Origin of the sequence: Pectobacterium odoriferum (genome assembly GCF_009931295.1) — a bacterium.
GTDB classification, from domain to species: domain Bacteria; phylum Pseudomonadota; class Gammaproteobacteria; order Enterobacterales; family Enterobacteriaceae; genus Pectobacterium; species Pectobacterium odoriferum.
In genome coordinates this window covers 4,223,398-4,239,286 of the sequence record NZ_CP034938.1, presented here as the reverse complement: position 1 = coordinate 4,239,286, position 15,889 = coordinate 4,223,398, and the positions used below count along the sequence as shown (strand labels likewise).

The following is a 15,889-nucleotide window of genomic DNA, read 5'->3' as shown; positions in this document are numbered from 1 at the left end:
GCGCGAAGAGGGGGCGGGTGTGTCTCATTTGAATTTTAATCATCTCTATTATTTCTGGCAGGTTTATAAGTCGGGATCGGTTGCTGGTGCGGCAGAGACGCTGTTCTTAACGCCGCAGACGATTACTGGGCAAATCAAATGCCTGGAAGAGCGTCTGCAAGGCAAGCTCTTCAAGCGCAAGGGACGGGGGCTGGAACCGACGGAGCTGGGGCAACTTGTTTTTCGCTATGCGGATAATATGTTCCAGCTCAGCCAGGAAATGTTGGATATTGTGAACTACCGCAAAGAATCGAACCTGTTATTCGATGTCGGTGTGGCAGATGCATTGTCCAAACGGCTGGTGAGCAGGGTGCTGGAAACGGTGGTAACGGAGCAGGAACATATCCATTTACGCTGTTTTGAATCGACACATGAAATATTGTTGGAACAGCTCAGCCAACATAAGCTGGATATGATTCTGTCGGATTGCCCGGTGGATTCCACGCAGCAGGAAGGGCTGTTTTCAATCAAGCTGGGCGAGTGTGGCGTGAGCTTTTATTGTAAACGTCCGCAGCCCGCGTATGATTTTCCAGCTTGCCTGGAAACGCGTAAGCTGTTGATTCCTGGGCGGCGAACCATGCTGGGACGAAAATTGCTGAACTGGTTTACTGCGCAGAATATTCAGGCGACTATTTTGGGCGAGTTTGATGATGCGGCGCTGATGACTGCGTTTGGTATTAATAATGACGCTATTTTTGTTGCGCCGTCGCTGTATGCCAATGAAATCTACCAGCAGGGCGATATCGTCGAGATCGGAAGGATCGAGAACATTCAGGACGAGTATTATGCGATTTTTGCGGCCAGAATGATCCAGCATCCGGCGGTGCAACGTGTCTGTAACGCGGATTTTTCAGCGCTCTTCTGTGACAGAGCTACGGGTTTGTAGTGAGGCGATGGATAAGCGCTTGTCGCGAAAAGCACAGACGCAAAAAAACCGGCCTAGGCCGGTTTTTTCTTAGCAACAACACGCAGATGCGTGATTATTGCATGGCGTTGATGCGCGCAACCAGATTGGATTTATGGCGTGCAGCTTTGTTCTTGTGGATCAGGCCTTTACCAGCCTGGCGATCCACGATCGGTTGCATGTCATTAAATGCTTTCTGTGCCGCTTCTTTATCGCCAACAGCGATCGCCGCGTATACTTTCTTGATGAAAGTACGCATCATTGAGCGACGGCTTGCGTTATGCTTACGGCGCTTCTCAGATTGTACGGCGCGTTTCTTAGCTGATTTGATATTAGCCAAGGTCCAACTCCCAAATATATTCAATCGAGGACAATTCAAAGGCCGTGGAATATGCTCGTTTAGCCTTCGTTTGTCAATGGATTTGTGCAAATAAGCGTCGTTTGTACGTCGACACTTGTTACGTTGTGATGGCGCAGGATTTTAGCAGCTTCACGCGGTGGAATACAGCCTTTCACAGCAGAAATTCATTCTGAATTTGATAAAACCCTGTCTACTCTCAGTAAAGTCGGATTATATGGCAGCGTCCGCTGCCCGGATATTCTACGTCTGGGCGTCACCCATCGATGATTCAGCTAAAAAACGTGCAAATATTGGCATGATTTACAAGGTGTCTGCAAAAGGCGCGAATCGCGGGTTAACCTTACTCGCTGTACAAGGTATAATCCGCCGATTTCCATAATTTTAACCCTTTGTTCTGGGCCAGCCATGCAGCTAATTCGCGGTATACACAATCTTCGGGCACACCATTACGGCTGTGTGCTCACTATTGGTAATTTTGACGGCGTGCACCTCGGACACCAAATGCTGCTTGAACGACTGAAGCAGGAAGGTCGCGCTCGTGGGCTGCCGGTAATGGTTATGATTTTTGAACCACAGCCGCTGGAGCTTTTTGCGGCGGAAAAAGCCCCCGCACGACTGACACGTCTGCGTGACAAGGTGAAATATCTGGCGCAGGCTGGTGTGGACTATCTGCTGTGCGTCAGATTCGACGCGCGTTTTGCTGCCAATGATGCCGAGACGTTTGTTTCTTCTCTGCTGGTGAAGAAGTTGGGCGCGAAGTTTCTGGTGGTGGGGGATGACTTCCGTTTCGGGGCTGGTCGTCAGGGAGATTTCCTGTTATTACAGAAGGCTGGGCGTGAGTCGGGATTTGATGTTATCAGCACCGATTCATTCTGTAATAGCGGCAAACGGGTGAGCAGCACTGCCGTACGTGAAGCGCTCAGCCGTGATGAACTCGAGCTGGCAGAAAGCCTGCTGGGCCATCCTTACAGCATTTCCGGGCGCGTGGAACATGGCAAAGAATTAGGGCGAACCATTGGGTTCCCTACCGCCAACCTGCCGCTGAAGCGTCAGGTTTCCCCTGTCAGCGGCGTATATGCCGTCAGCGTCTATGGACTGGGGCAAGAATCGCTACCGGGCGTTGCCAATATTGGCACGCGTCCAACCGTAAATGGTGACAAACGCCAGCAGCTTGAAGTGCATTTGCTGGACGTGACGATGAACCTTTATGGTCGTCATATTGAAGTTGTACTGCGTAAAAAAATCCGTAATGAACAGCGTTTTGCTTCGCTCGATGCGTTAAAACAGCAAATCGCCGATGATGTGGTGACAGCCCGGACGTTCTTCGGGTTAAAGACACCGGTTTAATTTTTCTAGCCGAAACGAAATCGAGAATCTAATGAGTGACTATAAGACTACCCTGAACTTGCCGGAAACAGGGTTCCCGATGCGTGGCGATCTTGCCAAGCGTGAACCTGACATGCTGAAACGTTGGTATGAGCAGGATCTGTACGGGATTATTCGCAATGCGAAGAAGGGAAAGAAGACCTTCATTCTGCACGATGGCCCTCCGTACGCGAACGGCAACATTCACATTGGTCACTCAGTTAACAAGATTCTGAAAGATATTATCGTTAAATCGAAAGGCTTGTCTGGGTACGATTCCCCTTATGTGCCGGGCTGGGACTGCCACGGTCTGCCGATTGAACTGAAAGTAGAACAGCTGATCGGTAAGCCGGGCGAGAAAGTCAGCGCCGCAGAATTCCGCACTGAGTGCCGTAAATATGCGGCAGAGCAGGTTGCGGGTCAGAAAGCCGATTTTATCCGTCTCGGCGTGCTGGGCGACTGGGATCGGCCTTACCTGACGATGGATTTCAAAACCGAAGCGAACATCATTCGTGCGCTGGGCCGCATCATTGAAAATGGTCACCTGCACAAGGGGGCTAAGCCCGTTCACTGGTGTGCTGACTGTGGTTCCGCGCTGGCGGAAGCGGAAGTTGAGTATTACGACAAAACGTCTCCATCTATTGATGTCGCGTTTAACGCCAGCGATGTGGCGGCGGTATTAGCCAAATTTGGCGTGAGTAGCGTAGATGGCCCGGTCTCGCTGGTGATCTGGACGACGACGCCGTGGACACTGCCGGCAAACCGTGCGATCTCGCTGAATGCGGAGTTCGATTATCAACTGGTGCAGATTGACGGTCAGGCGCTGATTCTGGCGACCGATCTGGTTGAAAGCGTGATGAAACGCGTCGGTGTGACCCAGTGGCAAGTGCTGGGCAACTGCAAAGGCGCGGAACTTGAGCTGCTGCGTTTCAAACATCCATTCTTGAGCTTCGACGTACCTGCCATTCTGGGCGACCACGTGACGCTGGATGCAGGTACGGGGGCGGTACATACCGCGGGTGGTCACGGTCCTGACGACTATGTGATCAGCCAGAAATACAATCTGGAAATCGCCAATCCGGTGGGGCCGAACGGCTGCTACCTGAGCGGTACCTATCCTGAACTGGATGGCAAATTCGTTTTTAAAGCCAACGATCTGATCGTTGAAATTCTGCGTGAAAAAGGCATGTTGCTGCACGTAGAGAAATTACAGCACAGCTATCCGTGCTGCTGGCGTCATAAATCGCCGATCATTTTCCGTGCCACACCGCAGTGGTTTGTCAGCATGGATCAGAAAGGCCTGCGTAAGCAGTCGCTGTCTGAAATCAAAGGCGTACAGTGGATCCCGGATTGGGGTCAGGCGCGTATCGAAGCGATGGTCGCCAACCGTCCTGACTGGTGTATCTCCCGCCAGCGTACTTGGGGCGTGCCGATGTCGCTGTTCGTCCATAAAGAGACGGAAGAGCTGCATCCACGTACTGCTGAGTTGATTGAAGCGGTAGCGAAACGTGTTGAAGTCGACGGCATTCAGGCATGGTGGGATCTCGATCTGGCCGACGTGCTGGGCGCTGACGCTGACAACTACGTCAAAGTGCCGGACACGCTGGACGTGTGGTTCGATTCTGGATCGACGCACGCATCTGTCGTGGGCGTTCGCCCTGAATTTGGCGGCCATGCAGCAGATATGTATCTGGAAGGTTCCGACCAGCATCGTGGCTGGTTCATGTCTTCTTTGATGATCTCCACTGCGATCAAAGGCAAAGCGCCTTACCGTCAGGTGCTGACTCACGGTTTCACTGTTGATGGTCAGGGTCGCAAGATGTCCAAGTCGATCGGGAATACCGTGAGTCCGCAGGATGTGATGAACAAACTGGGTGCTGACATTCTGCGCCTGTGGATCGGTTCAACGGATTACTCTGGCGAAATCGCCGTGTCCGATGAGATCCTGAAGCGTTCTGCTGATGCTTATCGCCGCATTCGTAACACCGCGCGTTTCTTGTTAGCGAACCTGAATGGGTTTGATCCACTGAAAGATAGTGTGAAACCAGAAGACATGGTTGTGCTGGATCGCTGGGCAGTTGGCTGTGCGAAAGCTGCGCAGGAAGAGATCCTTGAAGCGTATGAAAGCTATGATTTCCACCGTGTAGTACAGCGTCTGATGCAGTTCTGCTCGATCGAGATGGGTTCTTTCTATCTGGATATCATTAAAGATCGTCAGTACACGGCAAAAAGCGATAGCGTTGCACGTCGCAGCTGCCAGACTGCGCTATACCATATCTCAGAAGCGCTGGTGCGCTGGATGGCACCGATCATGTCCTTCACGGCGGATGAGATTTGGAGCTACCTGCCGGGAGAGCGTGCGCAATATGTGTTTACCGAAGAGTGGTATGACGGCCTGTTTGCGCTGGATGCTGCGGAAACCATGAACGATGCGTTCTGGGCGGATATCCTGAAAGTTCGCAGCGAAGTTAACAAAGTCATCGAGCAGGCGCGTAATGACAAACGCATTGGTGGATCGCTGGAAGCTTCCGTTACGCTGTACGCCGATGCCAATCTGGCGGGCAAGCTGAACCAGCTGCGTCAGGAACTGCACTTCGCGCTGTTGACCTCAAAAGCGCTGGTGGAACGTTATGAAAATGCACCGGATAGCGCGCAGGCAACGGAACTCACCGGACTGAAAATTGCCTTAAGTGAGGCAGAAGGGCACAAGTGTCCACGCTGCTGGCATTACGAGACGGATATCGGTAGCAATGTCGATCATCCTGAAGTTTGTGGTCGCTGTGCGACCAACGTGGGCGGGAACGGCGAAGAGCGTAAATTTGTCTGATGAATAAAATCTGTTCGAGTGGACTGCGCTGGCTCTGGCTGGCGATACTGGTTTTAATTGTCGATCTTGGCAGCAAGCAGTGGATCCTTGCCCACTTTGCGCTGGGGGATACGGTGCCAGTGATGCCTTCTCTGAATCTGCATTACGCCCGTAACTACGGGGCAGCATTCAGCTTTCTGGCGGATAAAGGCGGCTGGCAACGCTGGTTCTTTGCTGGCATCGCGATTGCTATTGTGGTTGCACTGATGGTGATGATGTACCGTGGCAGCGTCAAACAGCGGCTCAATAACATTGCGTATTCGCTGATTATCGGTGGTGCATTGGGCAATCTGTTCGACCGGACATGGCACGGATTTGTTGTCGATTTCATCGACTTCTATGTCGGTGACTGGCACTTTGCCACCTTTAACCTTGCCGATACCGCTATCTGTATTGGTGCGGCGCTCATCGTACTGGAAGGGTTTTTCAGTACGCATGATGATACTGATACCGTTAAGCAAAAGGGTCACTGATGTCCGAGAGTGTTCAGCATAACAGCGCGCTGCTGGTGCATTTTATCCTGACGCTGGAGGATGGCTCTGCGGCCGAATCCACGCGTGAGCGCGGCAAGCCAGCGCTGTTTCGCCTTGGCGACGGCAGCCTGTCTGACGCGTTGGAACAACATCTGTTGGGATTGCAGCGTGGCGATAAACGCAAGTTTACGCTGCCGCCGGAGTCGGCCTTTGGGCCGACCAATCCGAACCTGATCCAGTTCTTCCTGCGCCGCGATTTCGCCCAGACTGGCGTGCCGGATGTTGGCACCATCATGCTGTTCAGCGGCGTTGCCGGAAATGATATGCCGGGGATTATCCGCGATGTGACCGAAGAGTCGGTCACCGTGGATTTCAACCATCCTCTATCCGGTCAGGCGATTACCTTCGATCTTGAAGTGCTGGATATTGATCCCGTACAACAGGAGGTGACACATGCAGATCCTGCTGGCTAATCCGCGTGGCTTTTGTGCTGGTGTCGATCGGGCTATCAGCATTGTGGAACGTGCGCTGGAGCTTTTTGGTACGCCGATTTACGTCCGTCATGAAGTAGTACATAACCGCTATGTGGTTAACGGATTGCGCGAACGTGGCGCGATTTTTATTGAGCAGATTGAAGACGTGCCGGATGGTGCGATTCTGATTTTCTCTGCACATGGCGTTTCACAAGCGGTACGCAATGAAGCCAAAAACCGCGATCTGACGGTATTCGATGCGACCTGTCCGCTGGTGACCAAGGTGCATATGGAAGTGGCCAGAGCCAGTAAGAAAGGCGTAGAAGCGATTCTTATCGGGCATGCCGGACACCCTGAAGTTGAAGGGACGATGGGGCAGTACAGCAATGCGGATGGTGGTATGTATTTGGTGGAGTCCCCTGAGGATGTCTGGCAGCTACAGGTAAAAGACGAAAGCAATCTGTGCTTTATGACGCAAACCACGCTTTCTGTTGATGATACTTATGCAGTGATTGATGCGCTGCGTGAGCGTTTTCCGCAGATTGTGGGTCCGCGTAAAGATGATATCTGTTATGCCACGACCAATCGTCAGGAAGCCGTTCGCCATTTATCAGATAAGGCGGATGTCGTGTTTGTTGTGGGCTCTAAAAATTCTTCAAACTCCAACCGTCTTGCTGAATTGGCACAGAGAGCGGGGAAATCGGCTTATTTGATTGATTCAGCTGAAGATATCCAGGAATCATGGGTAGAGGGTGCTTCGCATGTTGGGGTAACCGCAGGCGCATCCGCACCGGATATTTTGGTACAACAGGTGATCCAGCGCCTGAAAGAATTGGGCGGCAAGGTTGCCGTTGAAATGCAGGGACGTGAAGAAAACATCGTCTTTGAAGTGCCGAAAGAGCTGCGTGTTGACGTCAAACAGGTAGATTAGCGCTGTTTCTGCGATAGGGCTTCGGCCCTATCGCTGTTATTCCCTTCCATTTTATACCCGTCATACTTCAAGTTGCATGTGCGTTGGCTACGCTCGTTACTCGGCTCATCCATGAGCCTCGCCCCGTTGGGGCCGCTGCAAGCAGCGTTCAAATCTGCTTCCGGCAGATTTGTCACCCGAATCAATTACTTGAGTAAGCTCATCGGGATGAAATGAGAGACATCCTGTCTCTCACCGGAGGCCAGCCTTTGGCTGGTCAAATTCGTTCCCGACGAGTTTGTCCTTCGCTTGCCGCGTTACGAGGGACATAAATGTCCCTCGCCCTACGGGCCAACGCCTTGCGTTGTTCAAAACGCTAACGTTTTGTCCTGCAACTCGAATTATTTAGGGTATATCTCCTCGCTGTTATTCATCGATGAAAATGTTAACGCATAAAAATGAATTTTTATGCGTTATGCCATGTGGTTTAATTCTGACCGCTTCTGCTTGTCTTCAAATACGTTGCGGTTTTTCATCGCTCTGATGTGCCATTTTGCTGTCTGTGGTTAGACAGTTTTGCTGATTTTCTGCGGTTTCAAACAGTATTTTCTAATTTGGCGGTAAATCCGCTGGCGATAGTGCGCAGCGCCCGTTAACCTGATGTTATTTTTATGTCGTCAGGATCAAAAAGAGAGAGACATTATGAAGGATTCATCCATCCGCATTGCGGTTGTAGGCGCGGGCGGCCGTATGGGACGCCAGCTGATTCAGGCTATCGAGCAAATGGACGGCGTGGTATTGGGCGCGGCGCTGGAGCGTTCTGGTTCGTCTCTGATAGGAAGTGATGCCGGTGAACTCGCAGGGCTGGGGAAAAGTGGAATTACCGTGAATGAAAGCCTGGATGCCGTGCAGAATGATTTCGATATTTTAATCGACTTCACCCGCCCAGAAGGCACATTAGCGCATCTGGCATTTTGTCGTCAGCACCGTAAAGGCATGATTATTGGGACTACCGGCTTTGATGACGCAGGAAAGGCGGCGATTAAGCAGGCTGCGCAGGATATCGGCATTGTGTTTGCGGCGAACTTCAGCGTTGGCGTCAATGTCATGTTGAAGCTGCTGGAAAAAGCGGCCAAAGTCATGGGCGACTATACTGATATCGAAATCATTGAAGCACACCACCGCCACAAAGTGGATGCGCCATCGGGTACCGCACTGGCGATGGGCGAAGCGATCGCTGATGCTCTGGGACGCGATCTGAAGTCCTGTGCCGTGTACGCGCGTGAAGGCTACACCGGTGAGCGCGATCCGAAAAGCATTGGTTTTGCGACCGTGCGAGCGGGCGACATCGTCGGTGAACATACGGCGATGTTTGCTGATGTGGGTGAGCGCGTTGAGATTACCCACAAGGCATCCAGCCGCATGACATTTGCTAATGGTGCAGTAAGAGCTGCAATCTGGATTAGTGCGAAAGAAAGTGGCCTTTTTGATATGAGAGATGTGCTTTATTTGGATGATTTGTAGTATTTTATTTTTTTATAAATAGTTTATCTAACTGAAAAAGGTGGGTGTTTTTACGTTCACCTTTATTTTTATCTTTTTGGCTTCTTTTTTCTATCATCATTGGTATTTGTTTGTGTTTTATTCTGTTTTTTAGTGATGATTTTCCCTCCTTACTCCCAAAATGTCCTTTGCTGGTGATTTGTTACTCTTATTTTAGCAATGTTGTCTCGCAACCGTTTACTTATCTCAGTTGATAGGGTTTTTTACGTCAGTGGGCGACTATTTATTTCGGAAAGCATAAAAATAAGAGAAAAAAAGCGGTTTGGGTAGACAATCAGGAAGACCATCATTAAAATGCGCCCAATTTGCCAAAAATTGGCCTTACAGGTAGTTTTTGCATTGATTTAGTGGCTCGAATCTGAATTAATATGCAAATAACGTGATTGTTTATTCCTTGGAGGGTGTTTTGATTAAGTCAGCGCTATTGGTTCTGGAAGACGGAACCCAATTCCACGGTCGGGCCATTGGGGCAGAAGGGTCGGCAGTGGGGGAAGTGGTCTTCAATACGTCGATGACCGGTTATCAAGAAATCCTTACTGATCCTTCCTATTCCCGCCAGATTGTCACTCTCACTTATCCCCATATCGGTAATGTCGGCGCCAATGCCAACGATGAAGAATCCCCCTCTGTACAGGCTCAAGGTCTGGTTATTCGCGATTTACCTCTGATTGCCAGCAACTACCGTAGTGAAGAAAGCCTGTCTGAATACCTCAAACGCAACAACATCGTCGCCATTGCTGATATCGATACCCGTAAACTGACCCGTCTGCTGCGTGAGAAAGGCGCACAGAATGGCTGCATCATCGCGGGCGATGCGCCGGATGCTGCCGTCGCACTGGAGAAAGCGAAAGCCTTCCCAGGGCTGAAGGGCATGGATCTGGCAAAAGAAGTCACGACGGCAGAAAGCTACAGCTGGTTACAGGGAAGCTGGACGCTGGAAGGCGAATTGCCGGCGGCGAAAAACGAAAGCGAGCTGCCTTACCACGTTGTTGCTTATGACTACGGTGTGAAACGCAACATTCTGCGTATGCTGGTGGATCGCGGCTGCCGCCTGACGGTTGTACCTGCGCAGACGCCTGCTGAGGACGTACTGAAGCTGAACCCAGACGGTATTTTCCTCTCTAACGGCCCGGGCGACCCGGAACCGTGCGACTACGCGATTCGTGCGATCAAAACCTTCCTAGAAACGGATATTCCGGTATTCGGTATCTGTCTGGGTCACCAACTGCTGGCACTGGCGAGCGGTGCCAAGACCATCAAAATGAAGCTGGGTCACCACGGTGGCAACCATCCGGTCAAAGATCTGGATAACAACTGTGTGATGATTACCGCGCAGAACCACGGCTTTGCAGTTGATGAAAATAATCTGCCTGCCACGCTGCGCGTCACGCACAAATCCCTGTTTGACCATACGGTTCAGGGGATTCACCGCACGGATAAGCCAGCGTTCAGCTTCCAGGGACACCCAGAAGCAAGCCCCGGCCCGCATGATGCCGCGCCGCTGTTCGACCACTTTATTGACTTGATTCAGACTTACCGTTCTTCAGCTAAATAATCAGGAGCGAGAAAATGCCAAAACGTACAGATATTAAAAGCATCCTGATTCTGGGCGCCGGCCCGATTGTTATCGGCCAGGCGTGTGAGTTTGACTACTCGGGTGCACAGGCGTGTAAAGCACTGCGTGAAGAGGGTTACCGCGTTATTCTGGTGAACTCCAACCCGGCAACCATCATGACCGACCCGGAAATGGCCGATGCGACCTATATCGAGCCGATTCACTGGGAAGTGGTACGCAAAATCATTGAAAAAGAGCGTCCAGATGCAGTGCTGCCAACGATGGGCGGCCAGACTGCGCTGAACTGTGCGTTGGAACTGGAACGTCAGGGCGTGCTGGCTGAATTCGGCGTCACCATGATTGGTGCAACGGCGGATGCGATTGATAAAGCAGAAGACCGCCGCCGCTTCGACGTGGCGATGAAGAAGATCGGTCTGGATACTGCGCGTTCCGGTATTGCACACAATATGGAAGAAGCACTGGCCGTTGCGGCTGACGTCGGCTTCCCGTGCATTATCCGTCCTTCCTTTACGATGGGCGGCACCGGTGGCGGTATCGCTTACAACCGTGAAGAGTTTGAAGAGATCTGTGAGCGCGGGCTGGATCTTTCTCCAACCAAAGAGCTGTTGATCGATGAATCGCTGATTGGTTGGAAAGAGTATGAGATGGAAGTGGTGCGTGATAAGAACGACAACTGCATCATCGTCTGCTCAATCGAAAACTTCGATGCGATGGGGATCCACACTGGAGACTCCATCACCGTCGCCCCTGCACAAACGCTGACCGATAAAGAATATCAAATCATGCGTAACGCCTCGATGGCGGTACTGCGTGAAATCGGCGTAGAAACGGGCGGTTCTAACGTTCAGTTCTCGGTAAACCCGAAAACTGGCCGTCTGATTGTTATCGAAATGAACCCGCGTGTATCACGTTCTTCCGCGCTGGCGTCTAAAGCGACAGGCTTCCCGATTGCGAAAATCGCGGCTAAGTTGGCTGTAGGTTACACGCTCGATGAGCTGATGAACGACATCACCGGTGGTCGTACGCCGGCGTCCTTCGAACCTGCTATCGACTACGTTGTCACTAAGATTCCGCGTTTCAACTTCGAGAAATTCGCTGGTGCCAACGACCGTCTGACCACGCAGATGAAATCTGTGGGCGAAGTGATGGCAATTGGCCGTACGCAGCAGGAATCCTTACAGAAAGCGCTGCGCGGTCTGGAAGTGGGCGCAACTGGCTTCGATCCTAAAGTGGATCTGGACGACCCAGAAGCGCTGACTAAAATCCGCCGCGAGCTGAAAGATGCCGGTGCCGAGCGTATCTGGTACATCGCCGATGCCTTCCGTGCAGGGATGTCCGTCGATGGCGTATTTAACCTGACCAACGTCGATCGCTGGTTCCTGGTGCAGATTGAAGAACTGGTGCGTCTGGAAGAGCAGGTCGCTGAAAAAGGTGCCACCGCGCTGGATGCCGATTTCCTGCGTACGCTGAAGCGTAAAGGCTTTGCCGATGCGCGTCTGGCGAAACTGGCTGGCGTGGCGGAAAGCGAAATTCGCAAACTGCGCGATAAGTTCGACCTGCATCCGGTCTATAAGCGTGTCGATACCTGTGCGGCAGAATTCGCGACCGATACGGCTTACATGTACTCGACGTATGAAGAAGAGTGTGAAGCTAATCCGACTCAGGATCGTGACAAAATCATGGTACTGGGCGGCGGGCCGAACCGTATTGGTCAAGGGATCGAATTTGACTACTGCTGTGTCCACGCTTCACTGGCGCTGCGTGAAGACGGCTATGAAACCATCATGGTCAACTGCAACCCAGAAACTGTTTCAACAGACTACGATACGTCAGATCGCTTGTACTTTGAGCCGGTAACGTTTGAAGATGTACTGGAAATCGTCCGCATCGAGAAGCCAAAAGGCGTGATCGTGCAGTACGGTGGCCAAACGCCTCTGAAGCTGGCGCGTGCGCTGGAAGCGGCGGGTGTGCCGGTTATCGGTACCAGCCCGGACGCCATTGACCGTGCAGAAGACCGTGAGCGCTTCCAACAGGCTGTGAATCGTCTGGGTCTGAAACAGCCTGCAAACGCCACAGTAGCAACGATTGAGCAAGCGGTAGAAAAAGCACGTGGCATCGGTTACCCGCTGGTTGTCCGCCCTTCTTATGTTCTGGGCGGTCGCGCGATGGAAATCGTGTACGACGAAATCGACCTGCGTCGCTACTTCCAAAATGCGGTTAGCGTATCTAACGATGCGCCGGTGCTGTTAGACCGCTTCCTTGACGATGCCATCGAAGTCGACGTCGATGCGATTTGTGACGGTGAGCGCGTACTGATTGGTGGCATTATGGAGCACATCGAGCAGGCGGGTGTTCACTCCGGCGACTCGGCTTGTTCACTGCCAGCTTATACGCTGAGCAAAGAGATTCAGGACGTGATGCGTCAGCAGGTTGAAAAATTGGCGTTTGAACTCTGTGTTCGCGGCCTGATGAACGTGCAGTTTGCGGTGAAAGATAACGAAGTTTATCTGATTGAAGTTAACCCGCGTGCGGCGCGTACCGTACCGTTTGTCTCTAAAGCGACGGGTGTTCCGTTGGCGAAAGTCGCGGCACGCGTGATGGCAGGCAAAACGCTGGCTGAGCAGGGCGTCACGAAAGAAATTATCCCGCCGTACTACTCCGTAAAAGAAGTGGTGCTGCCGTTCAACAAATTCCCTGGCGTTGACCCGATTCTGGGGCCGGAAATGCGTTCGACCGGTGAAGTCATGGGCGTTGGCCGCACGTTTGCTGAAGCGTTTGCTAAAGCGATGCTGGGCAGCAGTTCGCACATGAAGAAAACTGGACGCGCGCTGCTGTCGGTACGTGAAGGCGATAAAGCTCGCGTGGTCGATCTGGCGGCCAAGCTGTTGAAGCACGGTTTTGAGCTGGATGCGACGCACGGCACGGCGATTGAACTGGGTGAAGCGGGTATTAATCCGCGTCTGGTGAACAAGGTGCATGAAGGTCGTCCGCACATTCAGGACCGCATCAAGAACGGTGAGTACACCTACATCGTCAACACCACCGCAGGACGTCAGGCGATTGAAGACTCCAAGCTGATTCGCCGCAGCGCGTTGCAATACAAGGTGCACTACGACACCACGCTGAACGGCGGTTTCGCCACGGCCATGTCGTTGACGGCAGATCCGACGGAGAAAGTGACTTCCGTGCAGGAAATGCATGCGATGATTAAAGGCTGATTGACCGACTTCGGTAGGCAGTAAGCGGGTAATGAAAGCCAGCGTTGGTAACAGCGCTGGCTTTTTTGTATTTTCGTCTGAAATTCTCTTTTCGGCCACTCGTCTTTCAGACTGATATTGAAGGGACTTTCCACGCCTCAAGCCAAGGTAAGATTATGTCCAGAACGCAGCGTTTACTCGATCTTTTACAGATACTACGCCACCACCGTTTTCCCGTCACGGGAGCGTACCTTGCGGAAAAATTAGGCGTAAGCCAACGAACCCTCTACCGGGATATTGCCACGTTACAATCGCAGGGCGCGCATATTGAGGGGGAGGCAGGGTTAGGATATATCTTGCGCCCAGGGTTCATGCTACCCCCGCTGATGTTTTCAGAAGAGGAAATTGAAGCATTGGTGTTGGGCTCGCGCTGGGTAGTCCGAAGAACAGATGCGCGTTTGGCGGGCGCGGCCCGTAATGCATTGATGAAGATTGCTGCGGTATTACCGCCAGAGTTGCGCCACGAGCTTGATTCTTCTGGGTTATTAGTGGGGAAGGCAGAATGTACCCCCGCAGTGGTTATCGATTTATCCGCTTTGCGTCACGCTATCAGGGCGGAGCGCCGTACGGAGATTGCTTATTGCGACCTTCAGGGCGATGAGTCTCTCCGCATTATCTGGCCGTTCGCATTAGGATTTTTCGATCAAACGCACGTGATTGCCGCTTGGTGCGAGCTTCGTCAGCAGTTTCGTCATTTCAGGGCTGAACGTATCCGTAGCATGACGGTTTTGGAGCAGCGTTATCCCCGTCGTCGCCAGCAGTTATTAAAAGAGTGGCATGAAAAAGAAGACATTCCTCGGCAGTAATGGCTACTGACAAAAATTGACAGCAGTGCGTACTACGATGCATTCAGGCAAGCAGAAGCCTTCTGCTTATTACTCACCTGATTACCGAGAATCTCTGATGAACGCACCAAATCTTATTATTTTATATGTGGAAGATGCCGTTGCCAGCGAGCGTTTCTATCGTGAACGGTTTGATTTGCAACCTGTTGAGAAGTCGGAAAATTTTGCCATGTTTGCCTTTGACTCTGGGTTGTTATTGGGGGTGTGGTCTAAACATGAGGTTAAACCGGTGGCCCAACTGGCGGGCGGTGGTAGCGAAGTAGCCATTCGTGTCGAGAGTGAGGCTGCACTAAACGCCATGTATGAAAGCTGGAAGGAACAGGGGATTACCCTGATTCAGGACATCACCCAGATGGATTTCGGTTTGACGTTTGTGGCGCTCGATCCCGATCAACATCGGATACGGGTTTATTATGCCAGCTACTAAGCACGCTTCGGAATAAGTGCAAACACACCTTCCCGGTGGAAATTGGGAAGGTGTTCATCATGCACCAATCGCTTTAGGCTAACAAACACTCTGCAGGCCTAACCTAGCGCCACTTTGATACCCAACGCGATCAACACCGTGCCCAGCAGTTTATCCACCAGTTTCTGTGCTTTAGCCAGCCCACGTCGTACCGGCTCGCTTTGGAAAAGCAGCACCAGCAGCGGCCACCAGACGACAGAGAGCAGCCAGATGATCATGGCATACCACAACTTTTCGCCGATGCCGGAGTGAATGTTCAGCACCTGTGTAAACATCGCCAGAAAGAACAGTGTCGCTTTCGGATTCAGCAGATTACAGAGGTAACCTTGCAGGAACGCTTTTTTCAGGCTGACGTTTTGCTGCCCCTGATGTGAAACGTTCATCTTGCTGCCGCCACGCGATAATAATGCCTGAATACCGATCCAGATCAGATAGGCGGCGCCCGCATATTTCAGTACATTAAACAGCCATGGCGTGGTGGTGATGACGACGGCTAGCCCGGCGACGCAGTATGCCATGTGAGTTGCCACGCCGCAGATTACGCCAAACGCCGTCATCAGTGCGGCAACGCGTGGGTAACGTGTCGCGTTCTTGATGACGAGGAAAAAGTCAGGACCGGGAGAGAGCATCCCCAGCGTGGCGATAGTGGCGACAAACAGCGATGTTTCTAACATGGTCATCCCAGAGAGTGAAAAGAGTAAGAACGGTTAAAATGATAGCGCCAGAATAATGAATTCGCATCACACTTATTGGTTATTCGGCGGCGATATGTTAACAATTATCCTTTGGTT

At 51.9% G+C, this 15,889-nt stretch carries 13 protein-coding genes; 11 read left to right on the top strand and 2 right to left on the bottom strand.

Annotation, left to right across the window (positions count from 1 at the left end; translation table 11 throughout):
- The first annotated feature begins 19 nt into the window (after positions 1–19).
- Positions 20–925 carry a transcriptional activator NhaR gene (gene nhaR, locus EO763_RS19085; RefSeq protein WP_161529900.1) on the top strand — a complete coding sequence of 302 codons (906 nt, stop codon included), beginning with the start codon at positions 20–22 and terminating at the stop codon, positions 923–925.
- A 94-nt stretch (positions 926–1,019) separates the two neighbouring features.
- Here nhaR and rpsT read toward each other — a convergent pair whose 3' ends face one another.
- On the bottom strand, positions 1,020–1,283 hold the full coding sequence (gene rpsT / locus EO763_RS19080) for a 30S ribosomal protein S20 (protein ID WP_010306720.1): 264 nt from the start codon (positions 1,281–1,283) through the stop codon (positions 1,020–1,022).
- A 426-nt stretch (positions 1,284–1,709) separates the two neighbouring features.
- Here rpsT and ribF point away from each other — a divergent pair, with 426 nt between their 5' ends.
- The 10 genes from ribF to EO763_RS19030 all read left to right on the top strand — a co-directional run bounded on the left by ribF (position 1,710) and on the right by EO763_RS19030 (position 15,059).
- The gene (gene ribF / locus EO763_RS19075) at positions 1,710–2,651 is read left to right on the top strand and encodes a bifunctional riboflavin kinase/FAD synthetase (RefSeq protein WP_161529899.1); all 942 of its coding nucleotides are present in this window, start codon (positions 1,710–1,712) and stop codon (positions 2,649–2,651) included.
- Between the two features lie 31 nt (positions 2,652–2,682).
- Positions 2,683–5,496, top strand: a complete 2,814-nt coding sequence (gene ileS, locus EO763_RS19070) for an isoleucine--tRNA ligase (protein ID WP_161529898.1) — start codon at positions 2,683–2,685, stop codon at positions 5,494–5,496.
- A complete protein-coding gene (gene lspA / locus EO763_RS19065; protein ID WP_103160840.1) occupies positions 5,493–6,008 on the top strand; it encodes a signal peptidase II in 516 nt (171 codons plus the stop codon). Before ileS ends, lspA begins: the two co-directional genes overlap by 4 nt.
- On the top strand, positions 6,008–6,481 hold the full coding sequence (fkpB, locus tag EO763_RS19060; RefSeq protein WP_039531078.1) for an FKBP-type peptidyl-prolyl cis-trans isomerase: 474 nt from the start codon (positions 6,008–6,010) through the stop codon (positions 6,479–6,481). Before lspA ends, fkpB begins: the two co-directional genes overlap by 1 nt.
- Positions 6,462–7,412, top strand: coding sequence for a 4-hydroxy-3-methylbut-2-enyl diphosphate reductase (gene ispH, locus EO763_RS19055; RefSeq protein ID WP_039490710.1), 951 nt, complete (start codon positions 6,462–6,464; stop codon positions 7,410–7,412). The genes fkpB and ispH overlap by 20 nt, the downstream gene beginning before the upstream one ends.
- A 681-nt stretch (positions 7,413–8,093) precedes the next feature.
- On the top strand, positions 8,094–8,915 hold the full coding sequence (gene dapB / locus EO763_RS19050; RefSeq protein ID WP_161529897.1) for a 4-hydroxy-tetrahydrodipicolinate reductase: 822 nt from the start codon (positions 8,094–8,096) through the stop codon (positions 8,913–8,915).
- Positions 8,916–9,360: 445 nt separating this feature from the next.
- Positions 9,361–10,509: a glutamine-hydrolyzing carbamoyl-phosphate synthase small subunit gene (carA, locus tag EO763_RS19045; protein WP_010306691.1), complete on the top strand. Its 1,149-nt coding sequence runs from the start codon at positions 9,361–9,363 to the stop codon at positions 10,507–10,509.
- Between the two features lie 14 nt (positions 10,510–10,523).
- Positions 10,524–13,748: a carbamoyl-phosphate synthase large subunit gene (gene carB, locus EO763_RS19040; protein ID WP_039490713.1), complete on the top strand. Its 3,225-nt coding sequence runs from the start codon at positions 10,524–10,526 to the stop codon at positions 13,746–13,748.
- 155 nt (positions 13,749–13,903) lie between these two features.
- Positions 13,904–14,593, top strand: coding sequence for a helix-turn-helix transcriptional regulator (locus EO763_RS19035; protein WP_161529896.1), 690 nt, complete (start codon positions 13,904–13,906; stop codon positions 14,591–14,593).
- 97 nt (positions 14,594–14,690) lie between these two features.
- A complete protein-coding gene (locus EO763_RS19030) occupies positions 14,691–15,059 on the top strand; it encodes a VOC family protein (protein ID WP_161529895.1) in 369 nt (122 codons plus the stop codon).
- A 98-nt stretch (positions 15,060–15,157) separates the two neighbouring features.
- On the opposite strand, the gene EO763_RS19025 is transcribed toward EO763_RS19030, so the two are convergent.
- Positions 15,158–15,772 (bottom strand): LysE family translocator, encoded by a 615-nt coding sequence (locus EO763_RS19025; protein ID WP_161529894.1) that lies wholly within the window; start codon positions 15,770–15,772, stop codon positions 15,158–15,160.
- Positions 15,773–15,889: the final 117 nt, after the last annotated feature.

What these genes read in the sequence shown, in the direction of transcription:
- ribF (WP_161529899.1), top strand. Translation starts at nt 1,710, where the DNA reads ATGCAGCTAATTCGCGGTATACACAATCTTCGGGCACACCATTACGGC.
- dapB (WP_161529897.1), top strand. Translation starts at nt 8,094, where the DNA reads ATGAAGGATTCATCCATCCGCATTGCGGTTGTAGGCGCGGGCGGCCGT.
- ileS (WP_161529898.1), top strand. Translation starts at nt 2,683, where the DNA reads ATGAGTGACTATAAGACTACCCTGAACTTGCCGGAAACAGGGTTCCCG.
- EO763_RS19025 (WP_161529894.1), bottom strand. Translation starts at nt 15,772, where the DNA reads ATGTTAGAAACATCGCTGTTTGTCGCCACTATCGCCACGCTGGGGATG.
- carB (WP_039490713.1), top strand. Translation starts at nt 10,524, where the DNA reads ATGCCAAAACGTACAGATATTAAAAGCATCCTGATTCTGGGCGCCGGC.
- EO763_RS19030 (WP_161529895.1), top strand. Translation starts at nt 14,691, where the DNA reads ATGAACGCACCAAATCTTATTATTTTATATGTGGAAGATGCCGTTGCC.
- ispH (WP_039490710.1), top strand. Translation starts at nt 6,462, where the DNA reads ATGCAGATCCTGCTGGCTAATCCGCGTGGCTTTTGTGCTGGTGTCGAT.
- fkpB (WP_039531078.1), top strand. Translation starts at nt 6,008, where the DNA reads ATGTCCGAGAGTGTTCAGCATAACAGCGCGCTGCTGGTGCATTTTATC.
- EO763_RS19035 (WP_161529896.1), top strand. Translation starts at nt 13,904, where the DNA reads ATGTCCAGAACGCAGCGTTTACTCGATCTTTTACAGATACTACGCCAC.